The organism is Streptomyces erythrochromogenes (genome assembly GCF_040684695.1).
In the GTDB taxonomy this organism is placed as follows: domain Bacteria; phylum Actinomycetota; class Actinomycetes; order Streptomycetales; family Streptomycetaceae; genus Streptomyces; species Streptomyces erythrochromogenes_C.
The window spans coordinates 45,102-62,516 of record NZ_JBFBGM010000023.1 but is presented as its reverse complement, the minus strand read 5'-3'; the positions used below and the strand labels follow the sequence as shown (position 1 = coordinate 62,516).

General features: G+C 71.3%; 24 protein-coding genes. All 24 read left to right on the top strand.

Translation table 11 applies throughout. From position 1 onward, the window contains the following. The first annotated feature begins 16 nt into the window (after window positions 1-16). On the top strand, window positions 17-754 hold the full coding sequence (locus AB0O53_RS28285; RefSeq protein WP_365199276.1) for a hypothetical protein: 738 nt from the start codon (window positions 17-19) through the stop codon (window positions 752-754). A gap of 14 nt (window positions 755-768) precedes the next feature. Beyond that, on the top strand, window positions 769-1,632 hold the full coding sequence (locus AB0O53_RS28280) for a phage major capsid protein (RefSeq protein ID WP_365199274.1): 864 nt from the start codon (window positions 769-771) through the stop codon (window positions 1,630-1,632). A gap of 15 nt (window positions 1,633-1,647) precedes the next feature. Continuing rightward, the gene (locus tag AB0O53_RS28275; protein ID WP_365199271.1) at window positions 1,648-2,019 is read left to right on the top strand and encodes a hypothetical protein; all 372 of its coding nucleotides are present in this window, start codon (window positions 1,648-1,650) and stop codon (window positions 2,017-2,019) included. 1 nt (window position 2,020) lies between these two features. Next, the gene (locus AB0O53_RS28270; protein ID WP_365199268.1) at window positions 2,021-2,416 is read left to right on the top strand and encodes a hypothetical protein; all 396 of its coding nucleotides are present in this window, start codon (window positions 2,021-2,023) and stop codon (window positions 2,414-2,416) included. Between the two features lie 16 nt (window positions 2,417-2,432). After that, a complete protein-coding gene (locus tag AB0O53_RS28265; RefSeq protein WP_365199265.1) occupies window positions 2,433-3,029 on the top strand; it encodes a head-tail connector protein in 597 nt (198 codons plus the stop codon). Beyond that, window positions 3,026-3,373 carry a phage head completion protein gene (locus AB0O53_RS28260; RefSeq protein WP_365199263.1) on the top strand — a complete coding sequence of 116 codons (348 nt, stop codon included), beginning with the start codon at window positions 3,026-3,028 and terminating at the stop codon, window positions 3,371-3,373. Before AB0O53_RS28265 ends, AB0O53_RS28260 begins: the two co-directional genes overlap by 4 nt. 1 nt (window position 3,374) lies before the next feature. Beyond that, window positions 3,375-3,710 carry a hypothetical protein gene (locus AB0O53_RS28255; protein WP_365199261.1) on the top strand — a complete coding sequence of 112 codons (336 nt, stop codon included), beginning with the start codon at window positions 3,375-3,377 and terminating at the stop codon, window positions 3,708-3,710. Then, entirely contained in the window at window positions 3,710-3,874 is a 165-nt protein-coding gene (locus AB0O53_RS28250) for a hypothetical protein (RefSeq protein WP_365199259.1), read from the top strand. Before AB0O53_RS28255 ends, AB0O53_RS28250 begins: the two co-directional genes overlap by 1 nt. A 2-nt stretch (window positions 3,875-3,876) precedes the next feature. Then, a complete protein-coding gene (locus tag AB0O53_RS28245; RefSeq protein WP_365199257.1) occupies window positions 3,877-4,257 on the top strand; it encodes an HK97-gp10 family putative phage morphogenesis protein in 381 nt (126 codons plus the stop codon). Then, on the top strand, window positions 4,254-4,667 hold the full coding sequence (locus tag AB0O53_RS28240; RefSeq protein WP_365199254.1) for a DUF3168 domain-containing protein: 414 nt from the start codon (window positions 4,254-4,256) through the stop codon (window positions 4,665-4,667). The genes AB0O53_RS28245 and AB0O53_RS28240 overlap by 4 nt, the downstream gene beginning before the upstream one ends. 4 nt (window positions 4,668-4,671) lie before the next feature. Next, window positions 4,672-5,085 carry a phage tail tube protein gene (locus AB0O53_RS28235; protein WP_365199252.1) on the top strand — a complete coding sequence of 138 codons (414 nt, stop codon included), beginning with the start codon at window positions 4,672-4,674 and terminating at the stop codon, window positions 5,083-5,085. A 39-nt stretch (window positions 5,086-5,124) separates the two neighbouring features. Continuing rightward, window positions 5,125-5,526, top strand: coding sequence for a phage tail assembly chaperone (locus tag AB0O53_RS28230; protein ID WP_365199249.1), 402 nt, complete (start codon window positions 5,125-5,127; stop codon window positions 5,524-5,526). Window positions 5,527-5,546: 20 nt separating this feature from the next. After that, window positions 5,547-5,894, top strand: coding sequence for a phage tail assembly protein T (locus tag AB0O53_RS28225; protein WP_365199246.1), 348 nt, complete (start codon window positions 5,547-5,549; stop codon window positions 5,892-5,894). Then, window positions 5,842-7,911 (top strand): phage tail tape measure protein, encoded by a 2,070-nt coding sequence (locus AB0O53_RS28220; protein ID WP_365199244.1) that lies wholly within the window; start codon window positions 5,842-5,844, stop codon window positions 7,909-7,911. The genes AB0O53_RS28225 and AB0O53_RS28220 overlap by 53 nt, the downstream gene beginning before the upstream one ends. A gap of 13 nt (window positions 7,912-7,924) precedes the next feature. Next, a complete protein-coding gene (locus AB0O53_RS28215) occupies window positions 7,925-11,239 on the top strand; it encodes a hypothetical protein (RefSeq protein ID WP_365199241.1) in 3,315 nt (1,104 codons plus the stop codon). A gap of 11 nt (window positions 11,240-11,250) precedes the next feature. Next, on the top strand, window positions 11,251-11,724 hold the full coding sequence (locus tag AB0O53_RS28210) for a hypothetical protein (RefSeq protein WP_365199238.1): 474 nt from the start codon (window positions 11,251-11,253) through the stop codon (window positions 11,722-11,724). Continuing rightward, window positions 11,721-11,978, top strand: a complete 258-nt coding sequence (locus AB0O53_RS28205) for a hypothetical protein (RefSeq protein ID WP_365199235.1) — start codon at window positions 11,721-11,723, stop codon at window positions 11,976-11,978. Before AB0O53_RS28210 ends, AB0O53_RS28205 begins: the two co-directional genes overlap by 4 nt. Before the next feature lie 64 nt (window positions 11,979-12,042). Beyond that, a complete protein-coding gene (locus tag AB0O53_RS28200) occupies window positions 12,043-12,855 on the top strand; it encodes an N-acetylmuramoyl-L-alanine amidase (protein ID WP_365199232.1) in 813 nt (270 codons plus the stop codon). A 16-nt stretch (window positions 12,856-12,871) separates the two neighbouring features. Further along, window positions 12,872-13,129, top strand: coding sequence for a hypothetical protein (locus tag AB0O53_RS28195; RefSeq protein ID WP_365199230.1), 258 nt, complete (start codon window positions 12,872-12,874; stop codon window positions 13,127-13,129). Beyond that, window positions 13,129-13,608, top strand: coding sequence for a hypothetical protein (locus AB0O53_RS28190; protein WP_365199227.1), 480 nt, complete (start codon window positions 13,129-13,131; stop codon window positions 13,606-13,608). Before AB0O53_RS28195 ends, AB0O53_RS28190 begins: the two co-directional genes overlap by 1 nt. After that, window positions 13,598-13,942, top strand: a complete 345-nt coding sequence (locus AB0O53_RS28185) for a hypothetical protein (protein ID WP_365199225.1) — start codon at window positions 13,598-13,600, stop codon at window positions 13,940-13,942. Before AB0O53_RS28190 ends, AB0O53_RS28185 begins: the two co-directional genes overlap by 11 nt. A 12-nt stretch (window positions 13,943-13,954) precedes the next feature. Then, complete coding sequence (locus tag AB0O53_RS28180) at window positions 13,955-15,589, top strand: hypothetical protein (protein ID WP_365199222.1); 1,635 nt, start codon at window positions 13,955-13,957, stop codon at window positions 15,587-15,589. Between the two features lie 123 nt (window positions 15,590-15,712). Next, window positions 15,713-16,969, top strand: a complete 1,257-nt coding sequence (locus AB0O53_RS28175; protein ID WP_365199219.1) for a helix-turn-helix domain-containing protein — start codon at window positions 15,713-15,715, stop codon at window positions 16,967-16,969. Window positions 16,970-17,056: 87 nt separating this feature from the next. Next, the gene (locus AB0O53_RS28170) at window positions 17,057-17,344 is read left to right on the top strand and encodes a DUF6415 family natural product biosynthesis protein (RefSeq protein ID WP_365199217.1); all 288 of its coding nucleotides are present in this window, start codon (window positions 17,057-17,059) and stop codon (window positions 17,342-17,344) included. Window positions 17,345-17,415 lie beyond the last annotated feature (71 nt).

Genomic DNA, 17,415 nt, shown 5'->3' with positions numbered 1-17,415 from the left:
CGCAACGGGAGCTCCCATGCAGCGATCCACCCTGCCCCGCCACGCCCGCGCGCACGCGCCCGGCTGGGCCCACCCCTACGCGCCCGGCCTGTTCTCCCCCGTGTTCTACGCCGACGGCGACGAGGACGGCGACGGTCAGGAGGGCGGCGGCCAGGACGGCGAGGAGACCGACGACGGCGACGGCGGCCAGGACGGCGACGATGGCGGGCAGGACGCCGATGACGCGGACCCGGCCGGCGCCGACGCGCTCGGCGACAAGGGCAAGCGCGCGCTGGCCTCCATGAAGGGGAAGTGGCGCGCCGAGCGGGACCGGGCCCGGGAGCTGGAGCAGCGCCTGGCGGAGAAGGACGGCGCCGACGAGGCCGCGGCCGTGCGCCGGCAGGCCGAGCAGGACGCCGTCGCCAAGGCCAACACGCGGATCATCCGGTCCGAGGTGAAGGCCGCGGCCAAGGGCGTACTGGCCGACCCGGCCGACGCCTTCAAGTTCCTCGACCTCGAGCAGTTCGAGGTCGACGAGGACGGCAACCTCGACGAGGACGAGGTCGCCGAAGCGATCCAGGACCTCATCAAGACCAAGCCCTACCTGGCAGCCGCACCGGCCAAGAGGTTCCAGGGCACTGGCGACGGCGGAGCGGCGCGCAAGGCGTCCCGGCCGAAGCAGCTCACCCGAGCAGACCTCAAATCCATGTCCCCCGAGGCCATCGACCGTGCCCGCGAAGAGGGCCGGCTCGACGACCTCATGGACGGCAAGTAGGCCAGGAGGCCACCATGAGCACACGGAACTTCGTTCCCGAAATCTGGAGCAGCAAGCTCCTCGTCGCCACCCGCAAGGCCCTCGTCTACGCGGCGCCGAACGTCGTCAACCGCGACTGGGAGGGCGAGATCGGCGACGCGGGCGACACCGTCCGCATCACCTCCGTGTCGCGTCCGGCTATCGGCAACTACGTGCCCGGGTCCACCGTGATCACGCCGGAGAAGCTGACCACCGGGCAGCGCACCCTCGTCGTCGACCAGGCCAAGTACTGGGCGTTCTCCGTCGACGACGTCGACAAGCGGCAGATGAAGGGCGCCCTGGTCCCGCAGGCCATGAGCGAGGCCGCCTACGGGCTGTCCGACGTGATGGACCAGTACGTCGCCGGCCTGTACACGCAGATCCAGGCATCGAACTTCCTCAACGTGGTCGGCTCCCCGATCGACACGTACACCAACCCGACGCACTTCTACGACAAGATCCTGGTGCCGCTGCGGACCAAGCTGACCAAGGCCGACGTGCCCAAGGCCGGCCGGTACGTCATCGTCCCGCCCGAGGGCTACGCCTCGCTGCTCCTCGACGAGCGGTTCATCAAGGCCGACAACGCCGGCACCGACGCGGGCCTGCGCAACGGCCTCGTCGGGCGGGCCGCCGGGTTCGACATCTACGAGTCGAACAACTGCCCCGTGCCGACCGGGGACACCACCGTCGTCATGGCTGGCGTGAAGGAGGCCATCACCTTCGCCGAGCAGCTGAACAAGACCGAGGCCTACCGGCCCGAGTCCTCGTTCTCGGACGCGGTCAAGGGCCTGGCCCTGTACGGCGCGAAGGTCATCCGGCCCGACCACCTGGCCGCCGCGTTCATCAACCCCGCCGCCTGATCGGAGACATGAGTCATGGCGACAACACAGCTCAGCTACTCCAACCTCGCCCCCAACAGCAGCCTCGCGCAGCCCGCGGGGACGGCGCTGGTGGCGGCGCCGACGAACAACATGCAGCTGGCGAACGCGTTCCCCGAGCTGACCGTGCTGCGCGTGTCCAACACCGACGACGACACCAACCTGACGCTGACGGTGAAGGCCGGCGACAACCCGCCCGCGCTCGCCGCCGGGCAGGGCGACCTCGCCGTCACGGTCGCGTTCGGCACCGTGCAGCTGATCGGCCCGTTCGAGTCCGGCCGGTTCGTCCAGTCGGACGGCTCGATGATGATCGAGTCCTCGACGACCACGGGCACGATCACCGCCCTCAAGGTCCCGAGGAACACCTGACATGGCCGAGACCATCTACGTCCGCGGGGAGGGCGGGGCCATCATCGCGATGGACCTCCCCCTTCCCGAGGGCATCGCCGAACGCTACGAGCGCGGGCAGCTGCCCCGCGTCCACTCCGACGGATCCCCGTACACGCCCCCGGCACCGCGCGCGCCCGCGCCCACCCCGCAGGCGCCCGGCCCGGGCGGTGACGGACCGCCGGACCCGGACCCGGGCACGGGCACGGAGCCTGCGGCGCCGCCGACTGCACCGCCGGCTGCACCGCGGGGTGCGGACCGCCCGGCCGTCAACGCGCCCAAGGCGGAGTGGATCGCGTACGTCGTCGCGTCCGGGCTGCACTCCGCCGAGGACGCGGCGAACTACACCAAGGCCGACCTGATCGACATGGTCAGCTGAAAGCCGGGAGGCCCCCATGGCACTGACCCTTCTCGCCGGTATCGAGGATCTGTCCAAGCGGGGCCTGGCCATCGAGCCGGAAGAGACCGCCATCGTCGAGGTCTACCTCGACGTCGCGTCCACGGCCGTACGGGAGGCGGCCGGGACGCCGATCAGCGCGGCCACCTCGACGATCACCGTCGAGGGGGAGGCGGGCCCGTGGCTGCGGCTGCCGGGCCTGCCCGTCGCCTCCGTCGCCACGGTCAAGGTCGACGGCACCGCGGTGACGGACTGGCGCCTGCGGTCGGGGATGCTGTGGCGGGCCGTGGGCTGGACCGGGAGCGACGGCCCGGCCGAGGTGGAGGTGACCTACAGCCACGGCCTGGCCGTCGTCCCCGCCGACATCATCGACCTCGTCTGCAGGATGGCGGCCGCCGCCCTGGTCTCCTACCGGGCGCAGGAGGACGGCAGCGGCCTGGCCGCCGGGAAGATCATCACCTCCGAGCGGCTCGGCGACTGGGCCGTCACCTACGCCGCCGACGGCCGGCTGACCGAGATGGAACTCTCCCCGGCCTGGACCGAGCGGCTCGCCGCCCGGTTCGGCGGCGGGATCTCCCTGGCCCGGTCCCGGTGATCAGCCCCGGCCGGCACCTCAACCGGCGCCTGCAGGTGTGGCGGCCGGTCACCGCCGACGACGGTGCCGGCGGCCAGGACACCAGCCTCGCCCTGCAGGGCACCGTCCGCGCCAAGGTCGACCAGCCCTCCAACGCCGACCGGATGCTCGCCGCGCAGGCGGGCAGCCGCCACGACCACACCGTGTTCCTCATGCCCGGCGCCGACGTGCGCCGCGGCGACGAGCTGCGCGGAACCGACCAGCTCGGCCAGGACCAGCGGCTGCGGGTGCTGTCCGTGGTCGCCCCCTCCACCCCCGTCTACCGCCGGGCAGCCTGCGAGCTGGTCCAGCGGGAAGGAGCCTGACGTGGCCGCACTCGGCCTCACCACCATCCCCGTGGCCGGAGGCGCCACCCTGGACACCAGCGCCGTCGCCGCGGCCGGAGGCGGCGACAGCGCCCCCTGCGGCCCGGGACGGTTCCTGTACGTCTTCAACGGCGACGCCTCCCCGCACACCGTCACCATCGCCACCCCGGGCACCGTCAACGGCGTCGCGATCGCGGACGTCACCGTGACCGTCGCCGCGGGCAAGACCGCGGCCATCCCCCTGTCGAACATGTTCCGGGGCGCCACCGGCCGCGCCGCGATCACCTATGACGGCGTCACCTCCGTCAAGGTCGGCGCGTTCGAGCTGGGCACCTGATGAGCGCCCCGCCGGAGAAGCCGGCCGATGACGCCCAGGTCTGCCTCGCCCGCGCCGAATACCAGATTCACGCCGGCGACAGTGCGGCGGCCGCGGCCTGGGCGTTGATTGCGGTGGCTCGGGAACTGGCCTCGATCCGGCGCGACCTGCGCAAGAGGAGGTAGCCGTGGCCGTGACCGTGAGGGTGACCGGCATCGAGGAGCTCGCCCGGCGGCTGGACGAACTCCCGGAGGAGATCAAGGAGGCGCTGCGGCGCGCGGTGAAGGACTCGGCGGAGGCGGTGAAGAAGGACACGCAGCAGGCCGTCCGCGTCGACACCGGCAACCTCCGGGAGAAGGTGGACATCACCTACTCCGAGTCCGGGCTCACTGCCCAGGTCGGATGGACCGACCCGGACACCGCCGCCTACGCCGCCCTGCACGAGCACGGCACCCGCAAGATCACCGCCCAGCCGGCGCTCGGCCCGTCGCTGGAGATCGAGCGGACCCGCATCGTGACCCGGATCACCGACGAGGTCCGGCGCGCAACCGGGGGCGGCGGGCGGTGACCGCGCCCACCGCCCTCGGCCCCGTCCAGCAGGCCGTGTACGCCCGCCTCACGGGCGACGCCGAGCTCAAGGCGCTGATCACCGGGGTCTACGACTACGTCCCCGAGGACGTCGTATTCGACTACGTGACGATCGGCGAGGCCACCGAGATCCCCGACAACCGCCACGGCGGATTCGGCCGGCAGACCACCATCACCCTGCACGTGTGGACCCGGTACCGCGGGCACTCGCGCGGCCACCGCATTACGGCCCGCATCGTCGAGCTCCTCGACCACCAGCCGCTGACGATCGCCGGCCTGCACCACGTCAGCACACGGTTCGAGTTCGCGCAGACCCTCACCGACCCGGAACCGCCCGGGGACATCCGGCACACCCCGATGCGGTTCCGCATCGAGACCGAACAGGAGTAGACCCATGGCAGGACTTGACGGATTCGGCACCCAGTTCCAGCGCGGTGACGGCGCCGGCCCGGAAGTTTTCACCGCCCTGGCCGACGTCACCAACGTCTCCGGTCCGGGCCTCTCCCGGGAAACGATCGACGTCACCAGCCACGGGTCCCCGGACGCGTGGATGGAGTTCATCGGCGCCCTCAAGGACGGCGGTGAGGTGAGCCTCGACGTCAACTATGACCCGGGCAACCACGACGCGCTGATCGACGACTTCGACGACGACGCGCCCCGCAACTACCGGATCGTCTTCCCCGACCCGGACACCACGACCTGGGCGTTCAAGGCCGTGATGACCGGCTTCGAGCCGGAGGCCCCGTACGACGACAAGCTGGCCGCGACGATCAGCTTCAAGGTCAGCGGCAAGCCCACCATCTCCTGACCCCCCACACCTCCACCCCGCCAGAGAAGGGCTCACACCGTGGCTCTGCTGACCCGCGCACAGATCGACGCCGCCGAAGACCGGATCTACGAGGACGTCGAGGTCCCCGAGTGGAAGGGCACCGTCCGCCTCCTGGCCCTGTCCGGCACCGAACGCGACGCCTACGAGGCCTCCATGGTCCGCGTCGGCACGACCGGCAAGGTGGCCGGCGTGAACCTCCTGGACGCCTCCGCCCGCCTCCTCGCCAAGTGCATCGTCGACGAGGATTTCCAGCGGCTGTACACCGACAAGGAGGTGCAGGCCCTCGGCGCCCGGAACGGCAAGGTCATCAAGCGCCTTTACGGGCAGGCACAGAAGCTGTCGGGGCTGGGCAAGCAGGCCGCCGAGGACGCGGCGGGAAACTCCGAAGCCGCCCCGAGCGGCAGTTCTACTTCCGACTAGCCCTCGCCAAGGGGATGTCCGTGGCCGAGCTCCTGGCCACGCACTCCTCGGCGGAGCTCACCGAGTGGATCGCCTACGAGCAGATCACCGGCACGATCGGCCAGGCCCGGGACGACCTCCTCATGGCCATCCTCGCGGCCACGGTCAGCAACGCCAACCGCGGCAAGGGCCGCAAGGCGAAGATCACCGACTTCCTGCCCAAGTGGGACCGCGCCGGCGGGCGCCCGCGCATGGACTGGACCGAGATGCTCGCCGCCGTCAAGACCATGAACCGCCGCATGGGCGGCCGCGACCTCACCAGGGAGGGCCAGCCCGATGGCGCAGACACTGGCCGAGCTCCTCGTCGAGCTCGGGATCAACAGCGATGAACTGACCCAGGGCGCGCAGGGCGCCGCCGATCAGGTCGACCAGTCCCTCGCCGGGATCGGCGGTGCGGCCGCCGGCGCCGCCGTCGGCGCGATGTTCGCCGTCGGCCTGGCCAACGCCATGGACGCCAGCTCGGCCAACGCGAAGCTGTCCGCCCAGCTCGGTCTCTCCGAGGCCGAGGCCGAGCGCGCCGGCCACGTCGCCGGGGAAGTCTTCTCCGCCGGGTTCGGGGAGTCCATCGATGGCGTCAACGACGCGATCGCCGGGGTGTCCTCCGCGATGGGCGGCCTCGGCGCGATGAGCGACGCCGAGCTGCAGTCCCTCACCACCAGCGCCCTGGTCCTCGCCGACACCTTCGAAATCGACGTCGCCGACGGCGCGACAGCGGCCGGCCAGCTGATCCGGCAAGGCCTGGTGAAGGACGGCAAGGAGGCCTTCGACGTCCTCACCGCGGCCGCGCAGTCCCTGCCGAAGAGCATGGTCGCCGACATCCCGGCGATCGTCACCGAGTACGGCACCCACTTCAAACGCATCGGCCTGGACGCCAAGACCGCGTTCGCGATGATGGGCCAGTACGTGGCGGCCGGCGGCCGCGACCTGGACCAAGCCGCCGACGTGCTGCACGAGTTCGCGCGCATCACCTCCGAGGAGACCGACCGCGCCACCGAGGCCTACAAGGAGCTCGGCCTCAACGCCAAGCAGATGCTGGACGACGTCGGCAAGGGCGGCCCGGCCGCACAGAAGGCGCTGCAGACCTCCCTCGACGCGCTCGAGAAGGTCAAGGATCCGGCCAAGCAAGCACAGCTCGCCGTCGCCCTGTTCGGTGACATGGCCGGTGAATCGGCCTCCGCGCTGTGGGCGATGGACCCCGCCACGGCCGTCGCCTCGGGCGGCATGAAGAACGTCGAGGGCGCCGCCCAGCGCGCGCAGGAAGCGCTCGCCGCATCGCCCATGCACTCCTACGAGGCCATCACCCGATCACTGTCGACGGCCCTCGGGGAGTTCCTCGCGCCCGCCCTCGCCACGGTCGCGGACTTCGCGCACGACCACCCCGAGGCGTTCAAGGCCATCGCCGTGGCCCTCGGCATTTTCGCCGTCGCCATGGCCATCGCGGCCGCCGCGCAGTGGGCGATGAACATCGCGATGCTGGCCAACCCGATCACGTGGATCATCATCGCCGTGATCGCGCTGATCGCCGTGATCGTCCTGATCGCCACCAAGACCACGTGGTTCCAGACCGCGTGGAAGGCCACCATGGACGCGGTGGTCGCCGCCGCAGTGTGGCTGTGGGAACAGATCACCGCCGCGTTCATGAAGATCGGCCAGTTCTTGCTCACCTGGACCGGCTGGCAATTCGTGATCGACCACTGGGACAAGATCAAAGCCGGAGTCGGGGCGGCCACCGACTGGGTGACCGGCAACGTCGAGGAAACCGTCGCGGAGATCACCTCCACGATCGACTACCTGCAGGCCCTGCCGGGCCGGGTCGGCTCCTACTTCAGCGGCATGGCCACCGAGGCCAAGGCCAAGGGCGAGGCAATGCTCGCCTGGGTGCGCGGCATCCCGGGCAGCGTCGAGCGGGCCGTGGGCGACCTCGGCGGGCTGCTGCGCGGCGCCGGACGCTCCATCATTCAGGGCCTGATCGACGGCGTCACCGGCATGATCGGCAGCCTCCAGCGGCGGTTCTCCACGATCACCAACATGATCCCGGACTGGAAGGGCCCCATGTCCCTCGACATGCGGCTGCTGACCCCGTCCGGCGAGGCCCTCATGAGCGGCCTCATGGACGGCGTCGAGGACCGGCTGCCCGCCGTACGCCGCCTCTTCCAGGGCGTCACCTCCGACATCCCGCACAACGTCAACGTCGGCGTCGGCGCGGCCGGCGGCGGCCGCCAGGAAGTCGTCGCCCGACTCGTCATCGACAGCAACGTCGACTCCGCCTTCGCCACCGCCATCAAGAAGTCCGTCCGCACCGACGGCCGCGGCGACGCCGGAGGCTACTTCAGCACCGGCCGATAGACAGGGAGCACCCATGGGCCACGGCCTCCTGACCGAGCTGCAGATCGGCGGCGTGTGGACGCCCATCCAGAACGACGTGTACGCGCGCTCGCCCGTCGTCCTCGAGCGGGGCCGCCGCGATGAGGACTCCGTCGTCGGCCCCAGCAAGGCCCGGCTGCAGCTGAACAACCGGGACGGCGACTACAGCCCGGGCAACCCCCGCTCGGCGAACCACGGGCTGTTCGGCCGCAACACCCCGATCAGGTTCTCCGTCCCGGGCGAGTCCTACCTCGAGCTGACCGGGCTCAGCCCCGACCTGATCAGCACCCCGGACCATGCGAGCCTCGACATCACCGGGGACATCGACCTGCGCATCGAGGCGACCGTCGACTGGGAGAGCGACACCGCGACGATCCTCATGGGCAAGTGGTCCGCGACCGCCGGCCAGCGCTCCTACCGGCTGTCCGTGATCTCCAACTACCTGCAGCTGGTGTGGACTACCGACGGGACGACGATCCTGTTCGCGCAGGCGCCGCTGCCCGCAACCATCCCCGCCCGGGCGGCCGTGCGCGGGGCCCTGGACGTCAACAACGGGGCCGGAGGGTGGACGGCGCACCTGTACTGGGCGCGGTCCCTGGACGGCCCGTGGACGGAACTCCTGGAGGGCACCCAGCTGTCCGGCGTCGGGGTGACGAGCATCCACTCGGGGACGTCCGCGCTGCAGATCGCGCCCACCTCGGGAGCCGTCCTGCCGATGGCCGGCCGCGTACACCGGGCCGAGGTCCGCAACGGCCTCGCCGGGAGCGTCGTCGCCAGCCCGGACTTCCGCGCGAAGGCCGTCGGCACCACCTCGTTCGCGGACGGCGCGGGCCGTACGTGGACCGTCGCCGGGGTCGCCGCGATCCGCAACCGCTGGTACCGGCTGCACGCCGAGGTGTCGTCCTGGCCCACCCGCTGGGACGTCTCCGGCCGCGACGTCTACGTGCCCATCACGGGCGCGGGGATCCTGCAGCGCCTCGGGCAGGGGCAGAAAGCCCTCGCCTCGACGCTGGCCCGCCGGCTTCCCTCCCAAGGGCCGGTCGCCTACTGGCCGATGGAGGAAGGCCGCGACGCCGTACAGGCCTACTCGCCGCTCGTCGGCTGCGCCCCGCTGACCACGCCCGGGTTCTCCTTCGGCCAGGACGACAGCTGTCCCGGCTCGTCGGCCCTGCCGTCGATCGGTGCGGCCGCCATCATGGCCGGCGCGGTGCCCGAGTACACCAGCACCAGCAACGGCTATTTGATCAGCCTGGTGTTCCAGCTCGACGCACCCAGCGGATCGAAGCAGCCGTGGCTGGCGTTCCGTACCTCCGGCACCGCGGCTGGCATCGTCATGAGCTACACCTCGGGCACCATCGAGATCGACGGCTACGACGCCAGCAACACCCTCACCTGGAACGAGTCCTTCGGGAACTCCGACACCTACGGCCCGGGCCGGTGGTGGCGCTTCGACTTCTCCGCGCAGCAGAACGGCGGGAACGTCGACTACCACGCCGGGTGGGTCGAGGTCGACGGCGTCGGCAGCGCATGGAACTGGACCGAGGCCGGCACGGTCGGCACCGTCAAGCGGTTCGAGACCGCGTTCGGGGCGGCGTTCAGCGGCATGAAGATCGGGCACCTGACGGTGTTCCCGAGCTCGAACCTCGGCGTGTGGGGCGGCAGTGACAACGGCTACGGCGGCGAGTCCGCCGAAGGCCGGCTGACCCGCCTCGGCGCCGAGGAAGGCGTCGAAATCAGGACCCTCGGCGGCTCCACCCCGCTCGGCGCCCAACGCCCCGGCTCCCTGCTCTCGCTGTTCGGCGAGTGCGAGGCCGCGGACGGCGGCGTGCTGTTCGAGGACCGGGAACGGGTGGCCCTGGTCTACCGGGGCCGGGAGTCCCTCTACACCCAGCCCGTCGCACTCACCCTGGACTACAACACCAAGGGCCACGTGTCGCCCCCGCTGGAGCCGATCGACGACGACCAGCGGACCCGCAACGACTGCACGATCACCCGCACCGGAGGCTCCTCGGCCCGCGCGGTCGACGAAACCAGCCCCCTGTCGGTGCTCCCGCCGCCACTCGGCGTCGGCCCCTACGACACCTCCCGCACCCTCAACCTCCGCTCCGACAGCCAGGTCGAGCAGATCGCCGCATGGGACCTGCACCTGGGCACCTGGAACGAGCCCCGCTACCCGACCGTCCACATCAACCTGGCCGCAGCCCCGGAGCTGATCCCGGCCGTCCTCGCCCTCGACATCGGCGACCGGATCCAGATCATCAACCCGCCGCAGTGGCTGCCGCCCGGCCCGATCGACCTCCTCGTCGAGGGCTACACCGAGACCTTCGGCCACCCGAACAGCTGGGACGTCCTCCTCAACTGCAGCCCGGCCGGCCCCTGGAACGTCGCCATCGTCGGCGACCCCCTTTACGGCAAGGCCGACGTCACCCGGTCCGTGCTCGGCGCGGCTGCCACCAGCTCGGCGACCACCCTCGTCGTGCACACCGAGCAGACCGCGGTCGCGTGGTCGCGGTCGCGGTGGAGCCAGGACCCCGCCGAGTACCCGGTGAGGCTGCAGGTCGGAGGGGAGCACGTCGACGCGACCGCCGCGACGTCCCTCGCCGAGGACACCTTCACGAGGTCGGTCGCCGCGGGCGGCTGGGGCACCGCGTCCGACGGCCACGCCTGGACCCTCACCGGCGGCGTCTCGAGCTCCGAACGGTCCGTGTCCTCCAACCGCGGCGTCATCACCGTGACCGGGTCGCAGACCCTGCACCGGCAGCAGACCGTCTCCGAGACGTGCATGGACGCCGACGTGCGCTGCCAGGTGGCCGTGTCCGCCACGGCCACCGGCGGCACCCTCAACGCCTGCGTGCTGCTCCGCTGGACGAGCACCACCGCGCACTACCGGGCGCGCGTCGAGTTCACCACCGGCGGCGGCATCTCGGTATCGGTCACCAACGGCGCCACGATCATCGGGACCAGCGTCGTCACCGGCGTGACCTACGCGCCCGGCGACACGATCGAGGTCCGCGTGCGGATCATCGGCTACCGGATCCTGATGCGAGTCTGGCGCACCGGCACCCTCGAGCCGGTCCTGTGGCACATCGACCGCACCGACGTCGCCAACACCAACCCGGCCGGCGCGGTCGGCCTGTCCGCCCACGGCGGCACCGGCAACAGCAACGGCAGCGTCGACTACCGCTTCGACAACTTCCTCGTCGAGTCCCCGCAGAGGATCACCGTCACCCGCGCCGTCAACGACGTCGTCAAGGCCCACGCGGCCGGCGCACGGATCCGCCTCGCCCAACCCGCCCGCGCAGCCCTGTAGGAGGGAGACCAGTGGACGCCGGTCAGACCATCGACGCTGACTTCCTCACCCTCCTGGAACGGCCGCCCCTGGCCGTCCTCTACCAAACCGTGGTGCAGTCCGTCCCCAACGGGACCTGGGGCGTGATCACGTTCGACGCTGAGATCGTCGACACCTACGGCGGGCACTCCACCAGCAGCAACACCAGCCGCTACACATGCCAGTACGCGGGGTGGTACCGCGTCGGCGGACGCGCGGCTTTCGACCCCAACTCCACCGGGTCCCGGGGCTCCCGCGTCCACATCAACGGGAACTACATCAGGGGCGCCGCGACCCTGGGCGGGGCGGGAAACCTCTCCGGCATCCCGTACACCGAGCACATCCTCTACCTGCAGCCCGGCGACTACGTGGAAATCGCCGGCGGCCAGAACAGCGGCGGCAGCCTCTCCACCGCCAACGCGAACGAGGCCGCGTCCTACATGTACGTCGAATGGATCCACGCATGATGACCTGCAGCACGTGCGACGCCTCCGCCGTCGTCCAGTGGCAACGCCTCCTCCCCGACAGCACCGACACCGAGCCCGTCGGCGGATGCTTCGACCACGCACTGGCCCCCGACTTCGCCGGCTACGTACACCAGGCCGCATGCACCGGCCCCGGCAAGAACGGCACCTGCCTCTGCCCGCCGCCGTCCAAGGTCGAGTTCCCGTTTGAGGACCCGGCCGCCGAGCTCACCCGCCGCCTTCCGCCCGGCTGGTAATCCGCCTGCCTTCCCCGCCGCCCCGCGCCGCTGGCCGGGGCGTTTCTCATGCCCTGGAGGCACCATGGACCTGATCCGCAGATCCGCGTACGGCCTGCCCGCCACCTCCCAAGCCGCGTTCATCGCCAGTACCGAGGGCACGAAGGTGCACTACCTCGGCAGCGAGTACCTGAGCCGCCGGCACGACCTGTGCGACGACTACGTGAGGGCGATCCGCGCCAGCCACCTCGCCAACAAGGACGAGGGCTACGTCGACATCGCGTACACCGCGGCCGTGTGCGAGCACGGCAGCGTCTACGAGGGCCGCGGGGCCAACCGGCGCTGCGGCGCCAACGGCACCGCCGCGCTGAACTCCAAGCACTACGCGGTGGTCGCCCTCGTCGCGAAGGCCGGCGGCGGCCTCGACACCCCGACCGACGCGCAGCTGCACGGGATCCGGGACGCGATCGAGTGGCTCCGCGCCGAGGGCGAGGCCGGCGACTACATCGGCGGGCACCGCGACGGCTACGCCACCACCTGCCCCGGGGCGCCGCTGTACGACTGGGTGAAGCGCGGCGCACCCCGCCCCGGCGGCGCACCGACGCCGACCACGCCCGTGGTGGACCTCTCCCGGCTCATCTCAGCCGCGAGCGTCGACCCGCCCAAGTCCGGGACCCCAGTGTCGTACGCGGGCGTCCGGACCGTCGAGGCCGCCCTGCGTGCCGAGGGACTCCTGGCGCCCGCCCTCGTCGACGGCCACTTCGGCACGTCGACCATCACCGCTTACCGGGCGTGGCAGAAGCGCTGCGGCTACAGCGGCGCGGACGCCGACGGCATCCCCGGCAAGACCTCCCTGACCCGCCTCGGGAACGCCCGCGGCTTCACCGTCATCGACTGATCAAGGAGACCCATCCATGTCCGCATACTCCCTGCCCTCCGCCGAGACGGTCATCAAGACCGGCAAGACCTACGGCCGCGACCTCCTCGAGCGGGTGCTGTCCACGTTCCTGCAGGGCACCATCGGCGGCATCGTGATCACGCAGCCGCTCGACGGATCGATGTGGTACGCCGCGGGCGCTGGCGGCGTCGCCGCGGTTGTCGCCCTCGGCAAGGGCCTCGTCGCCCGCTGGCGCTCGGTCGCGAACTCCGCGTCCCTGGCCAAGGGCGTCTGATGCGAGGCGCCTGGCAGCAGGCCGGGCGCCGCCTCGGCTACCGCGGCGCCGCGCTGCTGATCGCCGGGGTGGCGTGGATCAACTTCGGGGCCGGCCTGCTGGCCGACCCCCGGTACGGAACCGTCCGTGGCGCGGCCGCGCTCACCTCACTCGCCCCGCTGTCCGTATGGGCGTGGGTATGGGTGTGCACCGGCATCGCCTCGTGCGCGGCCTCCGTCCTACGCTCCGGGCAGGACTGGTGGGGGTGGCTGTGCGCGGCGGCCATGCCTGCCATCTGGGCTGTCGCGTACACCGGCGCCCGGCTCCTAGGAGAGTTCCCGCAGGGCTGGTACTCGGGGATCACCTGGGCCGCGTTCCCGGGCCTCCTCGCGGTCCTGGCCGCCGCAACCCGCCGGCTCGTCCAGCTGCACCGGGAGGTGGCCAAGCTGCGGCGGACCGCACAGACCTGCACCACGAGGGGGGTGGCAGATGTTCAGTGACGCCTGGATGGGCGCCATGTCGATCACGGTCGGTGGTCTCGCGTCCATCGCGGTCGCCTGGATCTCCCGGCCCCGCGCGGCACCCGCCACCGAGGACACGGCCGGCCCCGACCTGACCACCATCGCCGGAATCGCCGCGGTCGTCGCCCAGCAGGGAGAGAAGCTGGGCGCCGCAGAACAGCGCATCGGCGAACTGGAGACCGGCCGCGCAACAGACGGCCGACTCATCCGTGCGCTCCGGCGCCGCTGCGCCCAGCTGGAGGAAGCGCTCCGCCAGCTCGGCGCAGCCGTGCCCGAACCTGCGCCGGACGACGCACCACTGATCAAGGGCTGAGAGGAGGCCAGCATGGCGCAGACCACCCGGACCATCATCGGCACCTACACCAACCCGGCCACCCAGCAGCCGGCCACCGGCCGAATCGTGCTGTACACCCTGCCCGCGGTCTGGACGGACGCGGACGGCGGAGAGATCCTCGCCGGCGGCGGAACCTTCGAGGTCGCCAACGGGCAGCTCTCGCAGCCGCTGGTGGTCACCGACGGGGCGGGAGTCGAGCCCGCGACGGGCCGGTACTGGGTGTACGAGGAACGCCTCGACGACCTGCCATACCGGCGGCGCGTGTTCGAGCTCCCGACCGGCGACGGTAGCCCGATCAAGGTCGCGGCCATCATCGACGCCAACCCGGCACAGGCCGGCTACACCCCCGTAGAAGGACCGCCCGGACCGGCCGGACCGACCGGTGCCACGGGTCCCGCAGGCCCTGCAGGTCCGACCGGTCCGGCGGGGGCGACGGGGCCCGCCGGACCGACCGGAGACCCGGGCCCGACCGGGGCAACCGGCCCCACCGGGCCAACGGGAGCGACCGGAGCGACCGGAGCGACCGGCCCGGCAGGATCCGCCGGCGCAACCGGCGCCACCGGACCGACCGGAGCACAGGGCGTGATGGGCGCCTCCGGCACGGTCATCACCACCAACAGCGCCGAGATCACCGACGGCACAGTCTCCGACCTGCCCTCGTCCACACCGTGGGTCATCGTCACCACCAGCGCCGGCACCCCGCTGAAGTGCACCATCCCGGCCGCCGTCGGCGACCGCATCGACGTCGACCTCGCCATGATGTACAACGGCGGCCACTACCTCGACGTCGCCCTCCTCACCAGCGCCGGCGCCATCTCGATCTACGGGGCGTCCAACAGCAGCAGCCCGCTCACCGAGGGCGCCCCGTGGCTGTACCCGTCGACGTCGTTCTCCAAAGTCGTCAGCGAGATGTTCACCGTGCAGGCCGGGCACATCGACGGCTCCGGCAACGTGACCGTCGCCCTGGTCCACAGCGGCACCAGCCCCGGCCGCGTGTACGCCAACGCGGTCTACCCATGGGGCATGCGGCTATGGAACTTCGGGCCGGTGGGCGGCTCGGCGGCCGGCTCCTGGGCGGGCCGCCCGTCCGAACAAGGGCTCATCACCTGGACCTACGACCCCGACATGGCCGGGCACGTCACCGCCCAGTCCGCCGGCGGTGTCGCAGGCCGGATCACGCTGGTGAAGATCCCGATCCGGGAACAGGTCACCATCTCCAACGTCTGGCTCGGCCTCTCCGGCATCGACGCCGGAGCCAGCCTGACCAACTGCTACCTGGGCATCTATGACGCCGCCGGCAACCTCAAGGCCACCACCGCGGACATCTCCGCCTCCCTGATGACCGGCGCCGTCGCCAAGCCCCTGGCGCTCGTCACACCGTTCGTCGCCGCGCCCGGCTTCTACTACATCGCCATGCTGCTGAACGGCACCTGGGCGACCAACAGTTTGCACTTCAAGGCGTCCGGCGCGGGCGTCTCCGTGAACGCCGGCCTGACCGCACCGAACCTCCGCTACAGCAACATCCTCACCGCTCAGTCCTCGCTACCGGCCTCGCTCAACCTGGCGAACCAGTCCACGAGCACCATCAACACCGGCTGGGCATCCCAGTGGTACGGCCTCTCCTGAACAGCAGCGCCCCCTCTCGCCTTCGGGCGGGAGGGGGCGTTCTTGTGCGTTCTGGATCACACAGAAGCGGCCTTGCCCCATACCCTGTCAGTGTCGAGCTGCAAGGTAGGAGGGCAAGGCCTTATGTCTCCTGATGCTACCCCGGACCCCTACGACAACCCCGTCGCGTTCGGGCAACGTGTCCAGATCTACCGCAACCGCCGAGGGATGACCCGCGAACAACTGGCCGGACTGCTGGGCCACCACGCGTCGTGGGTCAAGAAAGTCGAGACCGGAACCATGCGCATGCCGCGCCTGCCCGAGATCCTCCGCATCGCGGAGGTACTCCGCGTGCGCCGCCTGAACGACCTCGTCGGCGACGTCGGCGCCGAGCCGCACACCGACCTGTTCCTGGGGCCCGGTCACGACCGGCTCCCCGCCGTTCGCGCCGCGCTCGCCGCCTACCCCGCGCCGGGGACGAGGCACGCTCCGTCCCGCGAGTTCCTGCGCGCGGCCCTGGATTCCGCGTGGTCCGCCCGCCACGGCGCAGCGAACCACCGGGACGTGATCGGCGGCCTGTTGCCTGGCCTGATCCGGGACGTGCAGCTCGCCGTGCGGGAAGCCGAGACGGCGGCCGACCGGCGGGCGGCGCTGGCTCTGCAGGCGGAAGCGTTCTTCCTGACGCAGTTCTTCGTTGCCTATCAGCCGGACCCGTCGCTGCTGTGGCGTGTGGCCGAGCGCGGCATGGCGGCCGCGCAGGAGTCCGAAGACCTGCACGCGATCGGCGTCGCGTCGTGGCTGTCCGCGCAGGCGCACCGCGACTCGGGCCCCGGCCACTACGACGAGGCCGACGACGTCGTGATGCAGGCCCTCGAGCTCCTGGAGCCCCACCTCGAGGGTGCTACGCCCGACGTCCAGGCCGTCACTGGTGCGCTCCGCATCGAGGCTGGCCTGACCGCAGCCAAGCGCCGCGACACCGGCACCGCATGGGGCTGGTGGGACCGCGCCGACGGCATCGCGCGGCGCCTTCCCGCCGGCTACTTCCATCGGGTGACCAGTTTCGGAAAGGCCGTGATGGGCGCGCACGGCGTCACCGTCGCGGTGGAGCTCCGCGCCGGTGGTGAGTCGGTGAGGCAGGCCAACCGTGCCGAGGCGGACACGATCCCGTCGCGGCCGCGGCGGGCCCGGCACCGCATCGAGCAGGCCCGCGCCTACTACCTCGACGGCCAGCGGCAGACCGCCCTGGCGACACTGGAGCAGGCGCACGCGGCAGCTCCCGAGACGATCCGCTACAACGGCTACGCTCGCTCGATCGTGCTCGAGGAGACGACGTCCCGCGTGCCGGAGCGACGGCAGAGAGCCAGTCAGCTGGCAGTAGATATCGGCCTGTTGGCCGCGTAGCGAAGGGGCCCGAACCGGGCCCCTTCTTCGTTTGCCCTGCCCTCACCCTGGTGCTTCCACCCGTTGACGACGGCAGGGAGCCTTGGCATGCAGACCGGTCCGAACACGGACAGCACCCTCGTGACGAGGGCCCTCGGCCCGTACAACCGGAAGCCCGACGACGTCGAGACCGCGTGCATGGTCGACGACCTGCTGCGCCAGGGCGAGGAGCTCCTCGCCCGCGTCGCCGGGTACGAGGCGGCCGCGGCCGCGCTCGGCGACTGGCACCGTCTCACCGCCGAGGGGCCCACGGACATGCCGCTGGGGAACTGGAACCACGCGCGCGCCCTGGCCCGTGCCATCCGGACCTTCCACCGCGTGCTGGGCGAGCAGTGACCGAGCTCGCCCGCCAGGTCCTGTACGTGACCATCCTGCTCGGCCTCCTCGCCGCCATCGTCATCGGCGCC

Bases quoted from the DNA above. Each gene is read 5' to 3' on its own strand.
- AB0O53_RS28285 (WP_365199276.1), top strand. From the start codon at position 17: ATGCAGCGATCCACCCTGCCCCGCCACGCCCGCGCGCACGCGCCCGGC.
- AB0O53_RS28280 (WP_365199274.1), top strand. From the start codon at position 769: ATGAGCACACGGAACTTCGTTCCCGAAATCTGGAGCAGCAAGCTCCTC.
- AB0O53_RS28275 (WP_365199271.1), top strand. From the start codon at position 1,648: ATGGCGACAACACAGCTCAGCTACTCCAACCTCGCCCCCAACAGCAGC.
- AB0O53_RS28270 (WP_365199268.1), top strand. From the start codon at position 2,021: ATGGCCGAGACCATCTACGTCCGCGGGGAGGGCGGGGCCATCATCGCG.
- AB0O53_RS28265 (WP_365199265.1), top strand. From the start codon at position 2,433: ATGGCACTGACCCTTCTCGCCGGTATCGAGGATCTGTCCAAGCGGGGC.
- AB0O53_RS28250 (WP_365199259.1), top strand. From the start codon at position 3,710: ATGAGCGCCCCGCCGGAGAAGCCGGCCGATGACGCCCAGGTCTGCCTC.
- AB0O53_RS28235 (WP_365199252.1), top strand. From the start codon at position 4,672: ATGGCAGGACTTGACGGATTCGGCACCCAGTTCCAGCGCGGTGACGGC.
- AB0O53_RS28220 (WP_365199244.1), top strand. From the start codon at position 5,842: ATGGCGCAGACACTGGCCGAGCTCCTCGTCGAGCTCGGGATCAACAGC.
- AB0O53_RS28215 (WP_365199241.1), top strand. From the start codon at position 7,925: ATGGGCCACGGCCTCCTGACCGAGCTGCAGATCGGCGGCGTGTGGACG.
- AB0O53_RS28205 (WP_365199235.1), top strand. From the start codon at position 11,721: ATGATGACCTGCAGCACGTGCGACGCCTCCGCCGTCGTCCAGTGGCAA.
- AB0O53_RS28200 (WP_365199232.1), top strand. From the start codon at position 12,043: ATGGACCTGATCCGCAGATCCGCGTACGGCCTGCCCGCCACCTCCCAA.
- AB0O53_RS28195 (WP_365199230.1), top strand. From the start codon at position 12,872: ATGTCCGCATACTCCCTGCCCTCCGCCGAGACGGTCATCAAGACCGGC.
- AB0O53_RS28190 (WP_365199227.1), top strand. From the start codon at position 13,129: ATGCGAGGCGCCTGGCAGCAGGCCGGGCGCCGCCTCGGCTACCGCGGC.
- AB0O53_RS28185 (WP_365199225.1), top strand. From the start codon at position 13,598: ATGTTCAGTGACGCCTGGATGGGCGCCATGTCGATCACGGTCGGTGGT.
- AB0O53_RS28180 (WP_365199222.1), top strand. From the start codon at position 13,955: ATGGCGCAGACCACCCGGACCATCATCGGCACCTACACCAACCCGGCC.
- AB0O53_RS28175 (WP_365199219.1), top strand. From the start codon at position 15,713: ATGTCTCCTGATGCTACCCCGGACCCCTACGACAACCCCGTCGCGTTC.
- AB0O53_RS28170 (WP_365199217.1), top strand. From the start codon at position 17,057: ATGCAGACCGGTCCGAACACGGACAGCACCCTCGTGACGAGGGCCCTC.